Origin of the sequence: Paenibacillus sp. (assembly GCF_048976745.1) — a bacterium.
Classification (GTDB): Bacteria; Bacillota; Bacilli; order Paenibacillales; family Paenibacillaceae; genus Paenibacillus.
This window is the reverse complement of the sequence record NZ_JBHGUU010000009.1, coordinates 404,913-421,282: the sequence shown is the minus strand read 5'-3', so window position 1 is coordinate 421,282 and position 16,370 is coordinate 404,913. Positions and strand designations below refer to the sequence as shown.

15 protein-coding genes are annotated in these 16,370 nt (G+C 47.9%); 7 read left to right on the top strand and 8 right to left on the bottom strand.

Features of this window, described 5'->3' with window-relative positions; all coding sequences use genetic code 11:
• Positions 1 to 104 precede the first annotated feature (104 nt).
• Entirely contained in the window at positions 105 to 671 is a 567-nt protein-coding gene (locus tag ACE3K2_RS17450) for a DUF421 domain-containing protein (protein ID WP_421892776.1), read from the top strand.
• Positions 672 to 763: 92 nt separating this feature from the next.
• Here the strand turns inward: ACE3K2_RS17450 and ACE3K2_RS17445 are convergent, their stop codons facing one another.
• The 4 genes from ACE3K2_RS17445 to ACE3K2_RS17430 all read right to left on the bottom strand — a co-directional run bounded on the left by ACE3K2_RS17445 (position 764) and on the right by ACE3K2_RS17430 (position 5,985).
• Entirely contained in the window at positions 764 to 1,969 is a 1,206-nt protein-coding gene (locus ACE3K2_RS17445) for an acyl-CoA dehydrogenase family protein (RefSeq protein WP_421892774.1), read from the bottom strand.
• A gap of 133 nt (positions 1,970 to 2,102) precedes the next feature.
• Positions 2,103 to 3,179 (bottom strand): dimethylsulfone monooxygenase SfnG, encoded by a 1,077-nt coding sequence (gene sfnG, locus ACE3K2_RS17440; protein WP_421892771.1) that lies wholly within the window; start codon positions 3,177 to 3,179, stop codon positions 2,103 to 2,105.
• Between the two features lie 175 nt (positions 3,180 to 3,354).
• Positions 3,355 to 4,512 carry an FMNH2-dependent alkanesulfonate monooxygenase gene (gene ssuD / locus ACE3K2_RS17435; RefSeq protein ID WP_421892768.1) on the bottom strand — a complete coding sequence of 386 codons (1,158 nt, stop codon included), beginning with the start codon at positions 4,510 to 4,512 and terminating at the stop codon, positions 3,355 to 3,357.
• An 18-nt stretch (positions 4,513 to 4,530) separates the two neighbouring features.
• Entirely contained in the window at positions 4,531 to 5,985 is a 1,455-nt protein-coding gene (locus ACE3K2_RS17430) for a 4-hydroxyphenylacetate 3-hydroxylase family protein (protein WP_421892765.1), read from the bottom strand.
• A gap of 284 nt (positions 5,986 to 6,269) precedes the next feature.
• On the opposite strand from ACE3K2_RS17430, the gene ACE3K2_RS17425 reads away from it, so the two are divergent.
• A complete protein-coding gene (locus ACE3K2_RS17425; protein ID WP_421892762.1) occupies positions 6,270 to 6,899 on the top strand; it encodes a TetR/AcrR family transcriptional regulator in 630 nt (209 codons plus the stop codon).
• Between the two features lie 122 nt (positions 6,900 to 7,021).
• On the opposite strand, the gene ACE3K2_RS17420 is transcribed toward ACE3K2_RS17425, so the two are convergent.
• Both ACE3K2_RS17420 and ACE3K2_RS17415 read right to left on the bottom strand, forming a co-directional pair.
• Positions 7,022 to 7,789, bottom strand: coding sequence for an ABC transporter ATP-binding protein (locus tag ACE3K2_RS17420; protein WP_339306577.1), 768 nt, complete (start codon positions 7,787 to 7,789; stop codon positions 7,022 to 7,024).
• 2 nt (positions 7,790 to 7,791) lie between these two features.
• Complete coding sequence (locus tag ACE3K2_RS17415) at positions 7,792 to 8,868, bottom strand: FecCD family ABC transporter permease (RefSeq protein WP_421892995.1); 1,077 nt, start codon at positions 8,866 to 8,868, stop codon at positions 7,792 to 7,794.
• 166 nt (positions 8,869 to 9,034) lie between these two features.
• Here ACE3K2_RS17415 and ACE3K2_RS17410 point away from each other — a divergent pair, with 166 nt between their 5' ends.
• The 4 genes from ACE3K2_RS17410 (at position 9,035) to ACE3K2_RS17395 (ending at position 12,885) form a co-directional block, all read left to right on the top strand.
• A complete protein-coding gene (locus tag ACE3K2_RS17410; RefSeq protein WP_421892758.1) occupies positions 9,035 to 10,099 on the top strand; it encodes an ABC transporter substrate-binding protein in 1,065 nt (354 codons plus the stop codon).
• Positions 10,100 to 10,191: 92 nt separating this feature from the next.
• Positions 10,192 to 10,638 carry a MarR family winged helix-turn-helix transcriptional regulator gene (locus ACE3K2_RS17405; RefSeq protein ID WP_421892755.1) on the top strand — a complete coding sequence of 149 codons (447 nt, stop codon included), beginning with the start codon at positions 10,192 to 10,194 and terminating at the stop codon, positions 10,636 to 10,638.
• 53 nt (positions 10,639 to 10,691) lie between these two features.
• On the top strand, positions 10,692 to 11,534 hold the full coding sequence (locus ACE3K2_RS17400; protein ID WP_421892752.1) for an alpha/beta fold hydrolase: 843 nt from the start codon (positions 10,692 to 10,694) through the stop codon (positions 11,532 to 11,534).
• Positions 11,535 to 11,679: 145 nt separating this feature from the next.
• Entirely contained in the window at positions 11,680 to 12,885 is a 1,206-nt protein-coding gene (locus ACE3K2_RS17395; RefSeq protein ID WP_421892749.1) for an MFS transporter, read from the top strand.
• Positions 12,886 to 12,986: 101 nt separating this feature from the next.
• Here ACE3K2_RS17395 and ACE3K2_RS17390 read toward each other — a convergent pair whose 3' ends face one another.
• Positions 12,987 to 13,439, bottom strand: coding sequence for an Lrp/AsnC family transcriptional regulator (locus tag ACE3K2_RS17390; RefSeq protein ID WP_133385636.1), 453 nt, complete (start codon positions 13,437 to 13,439; stop codon positions 12,987 to 12,989).
• 170 nt (positions 13,440 to 13,609) lie between these two features.
• Between ACE3K2_RS17390 and ACE3K2_RS17385 the strand changes: the two genes are divergently transcribed.
• Positions 13,610 to 14,800: a serine hydrolase domain-containing protein gene (locus tag ACE3K2_RS17385; protein WP_421892746.1), complete on the top strand. Its 1,191-nt coding sequence runs from the start codon at positions 13,610 to 13,612 to the stop codon at positions 14,798 to 14,800.
• 69 nt (positions 14,801 to 14,869) lie between these two features.
• Here ACE3K2_RS17385 and ACE3K2_RS17380 read toward each other — a convergent pair whose 3' ends face one another.
• Positions 14,870 to 16,222: an amino acid permease gene (locus tag ACE3K2_RS17380; protein WP_421892743.1), complete on the bottom strand. Its 1,353-nt coding sequence runs from the start codon at positions 16,220 to 16,222 to the stop codon at positions 14,870 to 14,872.
• Positions 16,223 to 16,370: the final 148 nt, after the last annotated feature.

Below are 16,370 nucleotides of genomic sequence, written 5' to 3'. Positions count from 1 at the left end.
TCAATACCCTATTGTAAACGATTGGGAGGGGTGAATGAAAGTTAAGTTGTTCGTCCAAGCTAAGCAATACGACACATGATTTGGTATAGAAAGGAATACAACCAATGGACTGGATATGGAAATCCGTTTTACTTGTACTTATCGGCATGATTCTGCTACGAATTGCAGGACGCAAATCCATCTCACAGATGAGTGTTGCCACAACGGTCATCATGATCTCCATCGGAACAACGATTGTACAGCCAATTGCGAATCATGAGTTAGGCAAAGCGATCGGGTCAGCGGCGGTATTTATCCTCACACTTCTGATCGTTGAACAATTACAATTGAAGTTTAATTGGTTTGAAAAACTGATGAGCGGAAAATCAAAGGTTGTCGTGGAAGATGGGAAGTTGAATCTACCGAATCTGAAACATATGCGCTTCTCCGTGGACCAATTGGAGATGCAGTTGCGGGAAAAAGGGATTACAAGTATTACCGATCTGGAAACGGCCACGATGGAACCAAACGGGCAACTCGGTTATGTGCTCAAACGGCACGCGCGCCCAGTAACCATTGGTGATTTGGAAGCACTCCTGAAGCAAGGTACGTGGCCCACAGAATCCAAAAGACTGTTCCAGGAGGTCGTCCAGGATGGACACTCTCGTCCGTTGGACTCCACACTTGAATAGCTACTGCCTGTCCCTCGTCGCAAAAGAAAAAGGAAGCCTGTATATCTTCAGGTGAAGATATACAGGCTTCCTTTTTTCAGTTTCTGCGTGAATTAATCCCCGCCCTCGTACCACAGCTCCAGTGGCAGACCGACCAGAGACTTGCCAATCCACTCTCTGGCGATGTTGTTGGAAGGCCCCATGGCAATGCCAGCTCGCGCGTCACGGAAGAGACGTTCAAACACGCCTTTTTTATAACCATAACCTCCGGTAACATCCAGCGCTGCTTTGGTCGCTTTATTCGCAACTTCGGCAGCATGAATTTTGAATTCAACCAGCGGCAGGAACAGCTCAACTTGTGGTCTCCCCTGTGCCTGAAGTTCGTCCAGCTGCCGCGCAAGAGATAACTGCCAAGGCTTCAGGCTGGAGATCAGCACCTTCACTTCAGCCAACTGTTGGCGGATGATCTGGTAATCGGCTAAACGCTTGTTAAAATCCCGATGAACCATGCCCTTCACATATTCGGATGCAGCCTCAAGCGCCGCCTCGGCAACTCCAAGCCAGGTTGAGCCCAGGCCGATCAGATATACGGGGGATACACCACTCTCCAGAATTTCGCGACCCTGCCCCTCGGTTCCAAGCTTATCCCGAGCTGCAATTCGGACACCTTCATATTTAATGGGTCCGCTGTGGTTTCCACGAACACCGAGCGCATCCCACACGCCGGACGTAATGCCTTCCAGTTGACCATCAACAAGGAAGAAGCTCACATCTGTCGGGGTTTGTGCTCCTGGCGTGCGAGTCTGGGTCACATAAAAATCAGCCTGTCCCGAGCTTGTCGTGAACGACTTTTCGGCATTCAGAATATAATCTTCACCATCTCGGGAAGCCTCGCTGAAATTAAACCACCAGTGACCTCCCGAAGCACGCTCACTTGTGGAATACGTACCGATAGCGCCATGACGTACCGGTTTCAGCCAGCGCTCCTTCTGATCCTCATCTCCGTAGAGAGCGATCGTCTGAACGGCTCCAACATGCATGACATATACCAGTGAAGTCGAAGGGCATCCCTTGGCAATTTCTTCTGCCGCAATCGCAAAGGCAACATGATCCAATCCCCGTCCACCGAAGCGCTCAGGAATCAGCACCCCATTCCATCCGGCCTCAGCAAGGGCGGACAGATTCTCACGTGGGAAACGGCCCTCACGGTCAATCAGCTCAGCACGTGGTCTAATAACTTCGTCGACAATCCCCCGAATTTCAACTCTCAATTGCCCATAGTCTGGTTGGGTGTGAATCGTGTTTGCTTGAATACTCATAGTGTCATCTCTCCTCTAATTATAATAGGGGTAAATCCCTCAAAAACACGGATACAGATGTGCCAATCCAATCCAATCCAATCCAATCCAATTCACTTCATTCCATTCCATCTATTAAAAAACGATGGTCTGCTCAGGTAGCCGCTACCCGGCTTAGCGCCGCCTCCTTCTCTCTAACCAGCGGGATCACCTTCTCACCGAAAGCCTGAATATCCTCATCGTAATGAAGAAAACCAGTTAGAATGAGATTTACTCCAACCTTTTTCAATGCAATGATGCGGTCTGCCACCTGCTCCGGGGTACCAATCAAACCGGTTTTGAACCCGTCATTATATTGCACCAGGTCGTCGAAATTGGAATTCGCCCACATTCCCTCCTGTTCAGGTGAAGCTTTGCCTGCAAATTGAACCTGACTGCGGAAGCCCTCCACGGCCTCGGGGTCAGCATGCAGAATAATCTGGCGCAGCACTTCCAATGCTTCTTCTTCCGTATCCCTCACGATGACAAAAGCATTGACTCCGAATTGCAGCTTGCGGTTGTAGGACGCAGCCCGCCCGGTCACATCCTCAATCTGGGTACGGAAGCCTTCAATGTTATTCCCGTTCATGAAATACCAATCCGAAACTCGTGCAGCCATATCGCGTGCAGCCGCCGAATTCCCTCCCTGGAACACAGGGGGAAGTGTAACTGGTTTGGGTTTGTGCGGCACTTCATGAATACGGTAAAAGTCTCCCTGGTGATTGGCTTCTTCTTGCGTCCACAGCTCCTTGATGACACGGATGAACTCTTCCGAGCGACGATAACGCTCGTTATGGTCCAGCCATGGTTCTCCAAATCCATAAAACTCTCCCTTGAACCAGCCGCTGACAATATTTACGGCAGCTCGCCCCTTGCTGATATGGTCAATCGTCGTGATTGCTTTCGCTACTGGACCGGGATGCCATAATCCAGGCAATATGGCTGCGATCAGTTTCAAGCGATCTGTAACCACAGCCAGTGCGGAGGCAAGAGCAATGGCTTCCAGTTGATTTTCAGCCCCATAGCTGGCCATAAATCTGGTTTGCAATAACGCATAATCAAAGCCCGCATCTTCTGCGATCTTGGCATACCTCGCGTTATCCTCAAATGACCAGCCTGTTTTTTGCGGGATGCTGGAGATCACCAGACCCCCACTTACATTAGGAACCCAATACGCGAATTGCATGGACATGTGGAATCACCTCTTCAATGGAATGATGTATAGGCAAGGGCCAAGGCCCTCTCTACCGGAGTGGAATGCAACAAAAAAGACACCTACAACCTTTAAGTTTGAGGTGCCTTTAGTTCGTCTAATCGGCCAGAATGTACGATGTTTTCAATGGAGATATCGTAAAAATCGGACAGCATCATTTGGAAGCCGCAGGCGCTTTTACCACATGATCAGGAATGTTATTATTGGCGATGATCTCGCCAAATGGGCTGATAAACGAGCGCTCTCCGTTGTCGCCATATTGTGCATAATTGAGTTTCGGAAACAACAGCTCAGCTGTACGGTAGGCCTCTTCCAGATGCGGGTACCCCGACATAATGAAGGTCTCAATTCCCAGTGCCTCGTACTCCCGCATTCTCGCTGCAACCTGGTCAGGATCACCTACAAGCGCTGTACCAGCACCGCCTCTGACCAGTCCAATGCCTGCCCACAGGTTTGGGCTGATCTCCAGATTGGAACGATCCCCATTATGCAGTCTGACCATTCGCTGTTGACCGACGGAATCCATGCGAGCATAGATCTTCTGGGCAGAAGCTATCGTCTCTTCATCCAGATGAGCAATCAGGTCATTCGCGGCCTGCCAGGCCTCCTCTGCGGTTGGACGAACGATTACATGAAGCCGGATGCCGAAGCGCAGACTTCTTCCTTTTCTGGCAGCAAGCTCCCGCATTCGGTTGATCTTGGCCTCCACCTGGTCAGGTGGCTCACCCCACGTCAGGTATACGTCTACATGCTCGGCAGCCACCTCCATGGCTGCTTCAGAGGAGCCTCCAAAATATAGCGGAGGATAAGGCTTCTGAATGGTCGGATACAGCACCGATCCACCGTTGACCTTTAAATATTTGCCCTCAAAATCAACTTCTTCACCCGCCAGCTCCTTGCGCCATATGGTTAGAAATTCATCCGTCAATGCGTAACGCTCATCATGATCCAGGAACAACCCGTCTCCCTCAAGCTCGATCGGGTCCCCTCCGGCTACGACATTAATCAAAAGTCTTCCTTTGGAGAAACGATCCAGTGTACTTGCCATTCGTGCAGCCGTGGTCGGAAGCATCAGCCCAGGACGTGCAGCGACCAGAAACTTCAGCTTGTCCGTTACCGACACCAGCGAGGAAGCAACGACCCAGGCGTCTTCACATGACTTTCCAGTAGGCAGCAGCGCCCCGGCAAACCCAAGCTCATCTGCAGCTTGCGCAACCTGTTTGCAATAATGATAGGTCACTGCCCTCGCACCTTCTCGGGTGCCCAGAAATCTTCCGTCCCCATGTGTCGGGATAAACCAAAACAATTCCATTTTTCTCTCTCCTCCTGCTCAATTAGTGGCTACTCTGCCCTTGCTGTTCTCTTGAATCAGCTTCCAGACAGGACCTGTTAACGACAATTTGTCATGTCGACTGTAATGGGACGCGAGACCCCGGATCGGATCACCTGCATAAAATTTTTCATATAACAGATGTCTTGCGCCAAGCGGACTGCCGATGAGATCCCAAGCCAGCTTGAACAGCTCCACTTTTTTCTCTGCACTTACCGCAGCGCCTTCAAAATACAAATGCATAAATTCGGAAATCGGACCGTAGAAGTCCTCAATCCCGGAAGGGGTCTGAACAAAACCACCTGCGCCAACTTGTTGAAGTATCTCAACCGCCCGTGGGTAATATTTGGTTCCCAAACTTCGCGCCGTCTCTACATACGTCAGATCAGGAACGAGTACGCCTGCCACATCAGGCACGGCTTTGGCCTCCGCTGCAATAATCAGCGCCTTGATTACGTCAATCTGTGTCAGCAGCTCCCCCAGTTTCTCCTGTATATGCAGAAATCCGGTTACGCCAATCGACTCAGCCACCGCAAACGCCACACCCGTGACAAATTCCAGCTTGGCTACAAAACGCACGACATTTTGGTGGAAGGCCAATCCATTGGCTGTACGGTTCCCGCGAAGCTTCAGGACCTTGTCCGAATCGCCGTAGAGAAGCACCCTTTCCCAAGGAATCAGGACATCATCGAAAAAAAGGACGGCATCCATCTCATCGTACCTTGCACTGAGCGGATGATTGCGCTCTCTGCCATCAGCAAACGACTCCCTGCACACAATATGCAGTCCTGGTGAATTGGCGGGTACGATCAGGACATGCGCATGTTTCTGATGTCGGGTCTGAAATTGCAGAAACGAAAAGATCAGAAAGTCATGCGTATACGGTGCACCTGTTGCAATCATTTTGGCTCCCCTAACCACAATGCCTTCCGAAGTTTCCTTCACCACATGCAGGAATCGCTCTGCGATCCGCTGATCATCCAACCCGCTGGAACGATCAATCTGGGGATCAATAATGGCTGTTGTCAAAAAGAGGTCGCGGTCTCTGGCCTCATGGTAATAGGTGCTGATTTTATCCGAAAATTGCGGGTCCAGGTGGGATAATTCGTGCCGGGCAGCATACCATCCGGTGACCATGGAACGGGCATAGTCGGATAACCGGCTCATCATGCCATTGGTGCTGGAAGACCAGGCTGCAAAGGACTGACTGCGTTTGTTCAATTCGGCTGCTGTGTGCGGGATGAGAAACGAGCTGTGTGCATATCGCTCCTGTCCCTCAGGGGCATAGCCCACTTGATCCCGTTGAAGAGGATCATCCAGCATATTAAACAACTGCCTGATGGTGGATAGTGTGCCTTTAAAAGCCGCATGTTCGGAAATATTCTTCACCTGCTGACCTTCCAGCCAGACACGTCGTCCATCCTCCAGACTGGATATGAAAGTATCTCCCCTCAAAATGTCACCCCTTTTTTAAATTTTATTTTTCCGATTGATTTGCTATGTTTTATTGTTTATCATAGCTAATATCCATTGGATCGCAACAATCAATGAGTCCAAATTTGACGGTTAACAAACACAAATGCCTGATCTGTCGGGCAACGTCAAAATAAACTACAATCCGGCTTGAATTGAAGGTGCCTGCATCTTAAGCGCACTCCCATGCATGCATGAAATACGGATCCAGACGATGTTGTTTAACCAACAAAAAATCCTAATCTGTTGTTTTGAGGTGATATGGAATGAATGAGACCCGAGGTGTCGACCGAAGAATTTACAGAACCCGTGTCATGATCTCTGAAGCTTTTTTGAACATGATGAAGAAGCAGAATTACGTGGACATCAGCATCGTGGACATTGCAGAACAAGCGAACATCAACCGTTCAACCTTCTACGCCCATTTCATAGACAAAGAGGATTTACTGGACAAGATGGTCAACGAGAAATTGGAGTTGCTGGAACATGTACTCAGTGAACGTTCTGCTGCTATGGATGTGGCCCTTTCTTTTACCGAGCCTGACCCGATCTTTGCGGTCCTGTTTGAGCACATCTTTGAACATGATGAGTTCTATCGGGTCATGCTACTGATCAATCCTGTTGGCAATTTCAGTACCCGGCTGAACGAGGTGATTAAAACTTATTTTTTTCAACGAATCACCCAACTCGGGATGGATCAAAAGGTTCAGGTACCTCTGGACATTTTACTTGATCATCTCAGCTTCTCCACCAGTGGAATTATTCATAAATGGCTTGAAAATAACAAAGTATACTCTCCCCATCATATGGCGTTGCAGCTTACCCGTCTTGCCCGACTAGGTGCCTACACGGCCATGGGCGCGCAGGCCCAGGATACACGCTCCCCCCACTCCTGACCTGCCTGTTCTGAAGACAGGAGCTAACTTGACCAACCTCCTCTGCGAAAGCTAAATGCAAAAAAACTGCCTTCCAAGCTGAAAATCAGCTCGAAAGACAGTTCACTGGAACACTAGACATATCAACGTGTACTCAGGTATGCAATACCCAGGCCACCCGTAACCGGATTTTCATAGATTTCACAGTCTACATCGAATACTTCACCAATCATTTCACGGGTCAGGATATCAGCGGGTTTGCCATGTACCACAATCTGGCCCTTTTTCACCACATAGAGATAATCGCAATATTCTGCGGCGAGTTCGAGATCATGCAGCGCTGCCAATATGCCAATGCCGAGTCCACGGACAATATTTAGAATCTGAAGTTGGTATTTAATGTCCAGATGGTTGGTCGGCTCGTCGAGGATCAGGAATTGAGGTTGCTGTGCCAGGACACGCGCCAATATGACACGCTGTTTCTCTCCACCAGACAGAGACACGTAATTGCGGTCTGCATGTCCGGTCAGATGTACTTTTTCCAAAGCCTGCTCCACGATTTCGTGGTCACGTTCATTATCCGTTTCTAGCATTTTTTTGTGTGGAGTACGGCCCATCATGACCATCTCGCGCACCGTAAAATCAAAACTCAATTCATTAAACTGGCCAACAACGCCCATATGTCTGGAAACAAGCTTGGGACTGGATTTCAGAATATCGGTATTATCCAGAAAAACCTTGCCTTGCTGTGGTTTAATCACTTTATAGATGCTCTTGAGCAGCGTTGACTTGCCACAACCATTCGGTCCGATCAGTCCGACAAACTGTTTGCCGTTCACCTGTAATGAAATATCCTTGATGATGTCCGTGTTCAGCACAGAGATGGATACATTTTCTACGTTCAGCTTCATGTTTAATTTCCTCCAAAACCGTAGCCTTTTTTGACCAGCATATACATAAACATCGGCGCACCAATCATGGCCGTAATGATCCCGATCGGCAACTCAACGCTGGATATCAGAGATCGTGCAATAACGTCCGTCCAGATGAGGAAAATGGCTCCAAACAGCACGGATACAGGCATCACTTTACGATGGTCGGAACCCACCAGACCTCTCACAATATGCGGAATAATGAGTCCCACAAAGCCAATCATGCCGCAGCTCGCCACCATAACGCCTGTCACCAGAGCGGTTAACAGCATGTACACCCTGCGGTACACACTCAGATTAATACCCAGTGTAACGGCTGCTTCATCCCCCAATAACATCGTATTGAGAACTCTGGATTGTAAAAGGAAGAATAGAATCGCCACCAGCACAACGATTCCTACGAGTGGAAGCTTGTTCCAACCGGAAGTCGCCAGACTGCCCATGGTCCAGAACGTCACTGTTTTGATGCCTTCGGCATTGTTGGCAAAATAAATAATAAAGTTCGAAAAAGCGCTGCATAACGCGTTAATCACCATTCCGGCAAGCACCAGCTTGACCGATGTCATTTTCCCCCGAATCCCTGCCAAAGTCAGGACCAGTAAGGACGCACCCATCGCTCCGGCGAATGCCCAGAAAGCCACCCCGGTTTGACCAAGCCATCCAATCGCACCGAATCCAATGAGAATCGCAAAGGTTGCCCCAAGTGAAGCGCCTGAGGATATACCCAGTATGTAGGGATCAGCCAGTGGATTCTGCACTGCAGCCTGCATAACAGCACCGCACAAAGCCAAACCTGCACCGATAAACATCGCCATCAGCACACGCGGGAAACGAATCTGCCAGATAATATCGGTAAAGGGACCTGTCTCAATGGGTGTTGCCCCCCACTGAAAACCCGTTAATTTGGTTAAAAGAATACGATATGACTCCGCCAGCGGAATGCGAACCTGTCCAATGGAAACTGCGATTCCTACAGAAATCATCGTAATCATGATTAAAGCTGCAATCAGTAAAACAAACCCGGATTTACTATGAAATAGAGACTCTCTTTTTCCCATACGCTGTGTCTTAACCTGAACCGTCTGTGCCATCTCTTCCCCCATCAATTCGTGTAAAATGTAGAACCCATTAAATTTAGCTATTTACAAAGCATTTTCTCGGATTATAATTGAGAATGATTATCTTTGTCAATTCAAAACACGTAGAAAAGGGGTTCATCATTTCATGAAATTCACATCCAGAACCATTGGCTTCGCTGCTCTAAGTCTCCTGTTAATGCTGCTTGCAGCCTGTTCGAATACTTCCACTTCTTCCCCTGCTGAAGAAACAATTTCAACAACGAACACGACAGAAACTTCAGCTCCTGCTGAAAATACAAATAAAACGACGTACCCGCTCACCATTGAGAATTTCTCAATCTCGGGTGAAGGCGGCGAATGGAAACCGAAGGTACAAGTATTCGATAAAGCACCTGAACGTGTAGTTGCGAATACCCAATCTGCGGCTGAGATGCTCATCAAATTGGGTCTGACCGATAAAATCGTCGGTGTTGCTGCTCTATACGGTTCCGTTACACCGGATGTGGCTGATGATTTCGCCAAAATTCCGGTATTGTCCAAAGATTATGTAGGTAAAGAACTGGTTGTAGGTGCAAGCCCGGATCTGGTACTCGGACGGGGTGACCTGTTCGCTGATGCAGACTGGGGTGTGGGTACCGTCGATGGATTAAATGACATGAATATCCGCACGTTCCTGCAAACGACGAATCACAAAGGCACACTTGATAGCCTGTATAGCGATATTGCACAACTTGGGCAGATCTTCGACGTTCAGGAAAATGCCGCAACATTCACCGAAAGTTTGAAGACCCGTGTTGAAGCCATTAAGGCAAGTGTAGCAGATCAGCCTGAGCATACTTTTGCCTACATCGTACCCGCTACAGAAGACACCATTACGGTAAGCAGCATGCAGAACGATACGTATCAGCTTGATGCACTTGGCCTGTTGAAGCTGAAAAATACGTTTGATGGTGTGCAAGGTGAAGTTAGTGTAGAGCAACTGATCACAGCGAATCCAGACTATCTTCTTTTGTCCGCGTATGCCGGTTCACCGGATATCGACAAGCTGATTCAAAATCTGTATGCCAACCCTGCCCTGCAAAGTATGAACGCAATCAAGAACAAACAGATCTATGTCACGGATTTCAGCCAGTTCTGGGGTTATGGATATCAGATTCTGGATGGTATTGAAAAAATGGGACAGGAAATGAAAGCTAATCCGATTAAGTAGTGACTGGAGCGAAGGAGCAGGAGAAGAAATTCTCACTGCTCTTTTGCTATACTGCGCATGTAATAACTTGTGAATCAAAGCTTGACATTAGTTTGATAACAAACTATATTACACATATGAAAACAAGAGACGCTATTTCACTCATATCCAAAATTAAAGAGAAGGTCAACCGCTTCATCCTGGCCGAGATGGCTGAGCAGGGAATTCAGGATCTCGCCACGTCCCATGGGGATATTATCTATGCCCTGTACAACAATCACAGGATGACCATGGCTGAAATCGCCAAAAAAATCGGCAAGGATAAATCCACGGTGACTGCACTTGTGGACAAATTGGTGCGCACAGGATACGTCGTCAAGGAGCGTAATGCAACAGATTCACGCGTTGTTCATGTGGCTTTGACTGCTAAAGGCGAAGAATTAAAGCCGGTCTTTGAAGAGATCTCGCAGCGCATGCTGAATACCTTCTATGCGGACGTTACGGAAGCGGAGAAAAAAGAGTTGCTTCGAATTTTAATGAAAATTCATGGCAACTTCTAATTTTTTTTGGATAAATAGTTTGATATCAAACAAAAAAATCGGAGGTTTTAAGCATGACAGATTACACACGATTATTACCGGAACATCAGGTCAAGAAGATCGGAGAACATGATTTGCACTTGGAGATATTCGAAGGAAACCCGCTTCATGATGCAGAAACAGTGACCAAGAAGCCCCCACTGCTGTTCCTTCACGGTGCCTACACAGGCAGTTGGATGTGGAGCAAATATATCCCCCATTTTGTCCAGCACGGTTGGACCTGTTATGTCATGAACCTGAGAAGCCATTACAAGAGTCGGGTCATGGACATGACCAAGATTACGTTTGACGATTATTTGGAAGATATTCGTGAAGTGTTAGCCGGGATCAACGAACCTCCCGTTCTTATTGGCTTCAGCATGGGTGGCATTCTCAGTCAAAAGATTGCAGAAACCGTTACTCTTGCAGGCCTGGTTGTCATTGATGCCAGCATAAGCAAGGAGGTCCATGACGCCGTACCTTATCCTGAAACAGATCGACGGACCATATCGGACATCATCATGCCTGCACCTGCCCGGCAGGAACTTGCAAGCATCGATGAGACGGCAGAAGACATTGCTTTTCAGCGTAAGTATCTGCAAACGGAGTCTGCGAAGGCATTTGCTACCTTTTCAGCCCTGTGTGGAGCCGATGGAATATCCATTAATGGCGACCTGATCCGTTGCCCCAGCTTGGTGATCAAGGCTGTTTCCGGTGAAGACGAAGATCAGCGAGGCCAATTAACTGCCAAACAGCTCGGGGCTGCATATGCCGGACTTTGGGATACAACACATACGGGTTTACTGGTAGGCCAACGCTACATGGAACCTGTCGAACTCATCCTTGGATGGTTGAACAGACAGCATCTTTTGAATTAACGGAGAAATGTACAAAATAAAATAAATACCATGTTAAAACCTCCTTCTTACCTTTAATTTCGTATGCAAAAGTTTATTTTTTTCAGATAAGCTTATATGCATAGTTCCGGATAGAATTAAACGATAAGAAAAGAGGTTTTTATTCATGGCCATTCACACATCCCTCCCCAAGCAAAGGGAGCTGCCTTCCATATCTTCAGAACGCCTTCCGTGGGCCGGACTACTTGCTTTAGCCATGGCTGGATTCATATGTATCCTCACTGAAAGCCTGCCAGCGGGACTGCTGCCGCAAATCGCAAAAGACTTGGGGGTCAGTGAAGCACTCACCGGACAGTTGGTGACTCTTTATGCCATTGGATCACTTATTGCTGCCATTCCCTTGACTGCGGCTACACGTGGATGGAGACGCAGACCTTTACTGCTGGTATGCATTAGCGGCTTTCTTGTCTTTAACACCGTTACCGCCATATCCTCAGATTATATCCTGACACTTGCTGCTCGTTTCATGGCCGGGGTCTCTGCGGGTGTGTTATGGGGAATGACAGCAGGTTATGCTCGTCGGATGGTCCCGGATTCGTTAAAAGGCAAAGCCATGGCTGTGGCTATGGTCGGCACTCCGGTGGCGTTAGCCCTGGGTGTGCCCATCGGTAGTTTTCTCAGTTCTTATATCGGCTGGCACCTCATCTTCGGGATGGTATCGCTGCTGACCGCAGCTTTAATCGTATGGGTTCTCTGGAAAATGCCGGATTTTGCAGGAGAGCCAGCCGGAGAACGTCTTCCCCTGCATAAAGTGTTTGTCATTCCGGGCGTTAGACCCATCCTGTTGGTGGTTCTGGCCTGGATGCTTGCCCATAATATCCTTTACACCTATATTTCTCCCTACCTAGCCCAGACCGTATTTGCTAACAGAGTAGACTTGATTTTGCTCATTTTTGGTATCACTTCCATTGTGGGAATTTGGTTAACCGGAATGCTAATTGACCGATTTTTGAGGAAATTGGTACTCATCAGTCTGGCAGCATTCGCTCTGGCGTCTGTCGTGATGGGAATCGGTACTCATCAACCTGTGATGATTATCCTTGGCATTACGATCTGGGGACTTACGTTTGGTGGGGCTGCCACTCTACTGCAAACTGCCATTGCTCAAGCCGGAGGCAAAAGTGCGGATGTCGCCCAATCGATGCTGGTTACCGCATGGAATCTGGCCATTGGTGGAGGAGGCATCATCGGGGGCGTCCTTCTTGAAGTACTTGGAGCAGGTTACCTTGCCGGGTCGCTGTTTATCTTGCTCATTCCTGCATTGCTCATAACGATGCGGTCTTCTAAATATGGATTTCCCAAAGTAAAATAACAGGAAGGCATTTTGCATGAGTTACATGTAGGACAGAAGAGGAGTTCACTTGATGTGAACTCCTCTTCTGTTTTTCATTTTATAGTTTTATAGACTGTGGTTTATTCTGCCTGTGCCAGTAAATTCGGTCCTTCCATGAGATTTTTATGTGCAATCGGAGAAGACATCGTAATCAAGGTCATGTAAGTGCCGTACGGGTCACACTTGTTCTCGAACTCTTCAAGTCCCTGAATCGTGTCTGTAAGGATTTTCAGCAAATAATTATACTCCCCGCTTATTCGGTAACATTCCACGACTTCAGGTGACGCACGGCAGAAATCCAGGAAAGGATAACAATCTCTTGTACGAAAAAGAACATATGCCGTGCTCTGCTTGCCTAATTTGGATGGGGAAATCACCGTACGATATTCCTCGATAACGCCCTTTTCTTCCATTCGTTTGACTCGTTCAGTCACAGCCGGTTGAGATAATCCGACTAATTTGCCTAATTCGGTCATGGATAATCTTGCCTGATTCTCCAAGTGAAACAGTATATGCTGATCTATTTCGTCCATGTAATACCCCCCTTTAAATACATAAGATATACGCTGGAATAACCTTAAGTATCTCCGATAATTCACTATAATACCTTTAGTAATGCATGTAACACAACTTTAATCATTTATATAATAAACACAGTCACAATAATGAATCAATCACATCCGTAGAGGAGAGGACGATCAGAATGGGAAAAGAACACATCACCACATTGCATACTTATGTGGATGAGGCAATAGACCGCGCATTAAGCGAAAATAGAATCGTGGGAACGGTTGTACAAGTTGCATTAAGAGGAGAAGTGATATACAGCCGGGCTGCTGGTTTCGCAGACAGGGAGCAAAAGCGCACCATGGAAGAAAACGCTCTGTTTCGACTTGCTTCTGTAACCAAACCCATTGTGTCAACAGCAGCTCTGGCATTGGTCTCACAAGGAAAGCTGAGTCTGCATGATCCGGTGACTCGCTGGTTACCTGCATTCCGGCCCAAGCTTGCCCAGGGTCAGGATGCTGAAATAACCATTCAGCACTTAATGACGCACACCGCTGGGCTGACTTATCGGTTCTTCCAAGAAGAACAAGGCAATTATGAACGTGCGGGGGTCTCGGACGGTATGGATGTATCTGGAATCAGTCTGGAGGAGAATCTCCACAGGCTTGCTTCTGTTCCTCTTTTGTATGAGCCAGGAAACATGTGGAGATATTCCATCGCGACAGATGTACTCGGAGCCGTTATTGAAAAGGTAACCGGAATGCCACTAAGAGAAGCTGTCCAACTGCTGGTTACTCATCCACTTTGCATGACGGACACTGATTTTGTGGCAGTCGATTCGAATCGGCTGACCGCTGCATATGCAGATGCAGATGGTTCTGATGAGCCTCGTCTTCTCCATAATGATTTAGAGCAGGTTCCTTTTATTGATGGTACTGCCGGTTTCCGGCTTGCCCCCAACCGTGCTAATCAACCTTCGGCTTATGCATCAGGCGGAGCGGGTATGGTTGGGAGTACCGGAGATTTTCTCACTCTACTTGAGGCATTGCGGCAAGGGGGACAGCCTATTCTTACGGAAGCTGTTGCCACCGAGATGACCACGAATCAAATCGGTGAACTCGACATGCCGTATTGGCCAGGAAGAGGGTTTGGCCTTGGTTTTACCCTACTTAAAGACCCTGCTGCAGCTGGTACACCGGAATCCCCGGGTACCTGGCGGATGGGCGGAACCTATGGTCACTCCTGGTTTGTTGATCCAAAAGAAGAACTTAGTGTTGCCGCATTCACCAATACGGCACTTGAAGGGATGTCGGGAAAGTATACTACCGATATCTGTGATGCCATCTACGCAGGCATTCGGGAGAGCAAAAAGGCTGCAAAAATATAAACAACAACAAGACCCGCCCAATCCAATTGGGCGGGTCTACTTGTTAATAAAGCCAAGTTCTACGCTCAGCTACTGCTCAAGTTTCTCTTTTTTGAGGAGGTAAATTCCTGCAACCAGGATAAACCACACCGGCGTGACAAATAACGCCACTCGCGTGTCCTCAGCCAAAGCCAATACTACCAGCACAAATGCCAGAAAAGCTAAGATCAAAACGTTCGAGAACGGATAAAGTGGCAGTTTGAAGCGGCTGCGACTCGCCAGTTCCGGCTGAGTACGACGATATCTGAGATGACAGATCACCATGATGCCCCAGACAAAGATAAAACACACGGTTGACACGCTCGTGATCAGCGTAAATACGCCCTCTGGCATGATATAGTTCAAAACAATCGCGATCAAAATAACAATCGTGGAGAAAAACAGCGCGTTGGAAGGAACCTTCCTTCTATTCAGTCGTGCAAATGACTGGGGTGCGTTGTGATCCTTTGCCATGGAGAACACCATACGGCTTGTACTGAAAATGGCACTGTTACAAGCCGAAGCAGCAGACGTCAGCACCACGAAATTCACAATCCCGGCGGCGGCCGCAATACCTACAGCTGCAAACACCTGTACGAACGGACTTTCAGTGGGCACAATGGCGTTCCACGGGTAGATACTCATAATAATCAGCAATGCACCTACATAGAAGAGTAAGACCCGGATCGGAATCTGGTTAATTGCTCTTGGAATAACCTTCTCCGGGTTCTCCGTTTCCCCCGCTGTAAGTCCCACCAGCTCCATGCCTACAAAGGCAAATACCACCATCTGGAACGATATGATGAACCCATGCAGTCCATTCGGAAACCATCCCCCATGACTCCACAGATTGGTGAAGCTCGCTGGACCCTGATCCGTTGTAAAACCTTTGAAAATCATATATAAACCCACAACAATAAGTGCCAAGATCGCCACAACTTTAATCAGAGCAAACCAGAATTCCATCTCACCAAACAACTTGACCGTTGCCAAGTTCATGATTAGCAAAATGACCAACGCAATTAACCCCGGCATCCACTGCGGTACATTCGGAAACCAAAACTGGGTATACAATCCAACGGCCGTAATATCCGCCATGGCAATGGAGATCCAGCAGAACCAATAGGTCCAACCTGTAATAAATGCCGCCATATTTCCCAGGTAATCACGCACAAAATCGACAAAGGAATGATACTGCAAGTTGCTTAAGAGCAACTCCCCCAATGCACGCATGATCAGGAACAGCACCACACCCGTAATGATGTAGGCCAGCAAGATGGATGGCCCTGTCAACTGGATCGTTTTTCCTGCTCCGAGAAACAGACCTGTACCGATCGCACCTCCGATCGCCATCAACTGCACATGCCTGTTCTTTAATCCCCTTGTTAATGTTTCTTGCTGCATGATCAACCACCACTCTCTTTCTGCAAATGCGCTCTACGATGTAAAAATATTTTTACTCATCATATAATAATCTGCTCAGAATACATATCCCTCATTTATATATTTTTTGCACAGCAAAGAAGCCACCTCGTAAAGGGTGACCTCTGTT

What these genes read in the sequence shown, in the direction of transcription:
- ACE3K2_RS17420 (WP_339306577.1), bottom strand. Translation starts at nt 7,789, where the DNA reads ATGAAGCTGAACGTAGAAAATGTATCCATCTCTGTGCTGAACACGGAC.
- ACE3K2_RS17450 (WP_421892776.1), top strand. Translation starts at nt 105, where the DNA reads ATGGACTGGATATGGAAATCCGTTTTACTTGTACTTATCGGCATGATT.
- ACE3K2_RS17425 (WP_421892762.1), top strand. Translation starts at nt 6,270, where the DNA reads ATGAATGAGACCCGAGGTGTCGACCGAAGAATTTACAGAACCCGTGTC.
- ACE3K2_RS17415 (WP_421892995.1), bottom strand. Translation starts at nt 8,868, where the DNA reads ATGGGAAAAAGAGAGTCTCTATTTCATAGTAAATCCGGGTTTGTTTTA.
- ACE3K2_RS17385 (WP_421892746.1), top strand. Translation starts at nt 13,610, where the DNA reads ATGGGAAAAGAACACATCACCACATTGCATACTTATGTGGATGAGGCA.
- ACE3K2_RS17400 (WP_421892752.1), top strand. Translation starts at nt 10,692, where the DNA reads ATGACAGATTACACACGATTATTACCGGAACATCAGGTCAAGAAGATC.
- ACE3K2_RS17445 (WP_421892774.1), bottom strand. Translation starts at nt 1,969, where the DNA reads ATGAGTATTCAAGCAAACACGATTCACACCCAACCAGACTATGGGCAA.
- ssuD (WP_421892768.1), bottom strand. Translation starts at nt 4,512, where the DNA reads ATGGAATTGTTTTGGTTTATCCCGACACATGGGGACGGAAGATTTCTG.
- sfnG (WP_421892771.1), bottom strand. Translation starts at nt 3,179, where the DNA reads ATGTCCATGCAATTCGCGTATTGGGTTCCTAATGTAAGTGGGGGTCTG.
- ACE3K2_RS17395 (WP_421892749.1), top strand. Translation starts at nt 11,680, where the DNA reads ATGGCCATTCACACATCCCTCCCCAAGCAAAGGGAGCTGCCTTCCATA.
- ACE3K2_RS17380 (WP_421892743.1), bottom strand. Translation starts at nt 16,222, where the DNA reads ATGCAGCAAGAAACATTAACAAGGGGATTAAAGAACAGGCATGTGCAG.
- ACE3K2_RS17390 (WP_133385636.1), bottom strand. Translation starts at nt 13,439, where the DNA reads ATGGACGAAATAGATCAGCATATACTGTTTCACTTGGAGAATCAGGCA.
- ACE3K2_RS17410 (WP_421892758.1), top strand. Translation starts at nt 9,035, where the DNA reads ATGAAATTCACATCCAGAACCATTGGCTTCGCTGCTCTAAGTCTCCTG.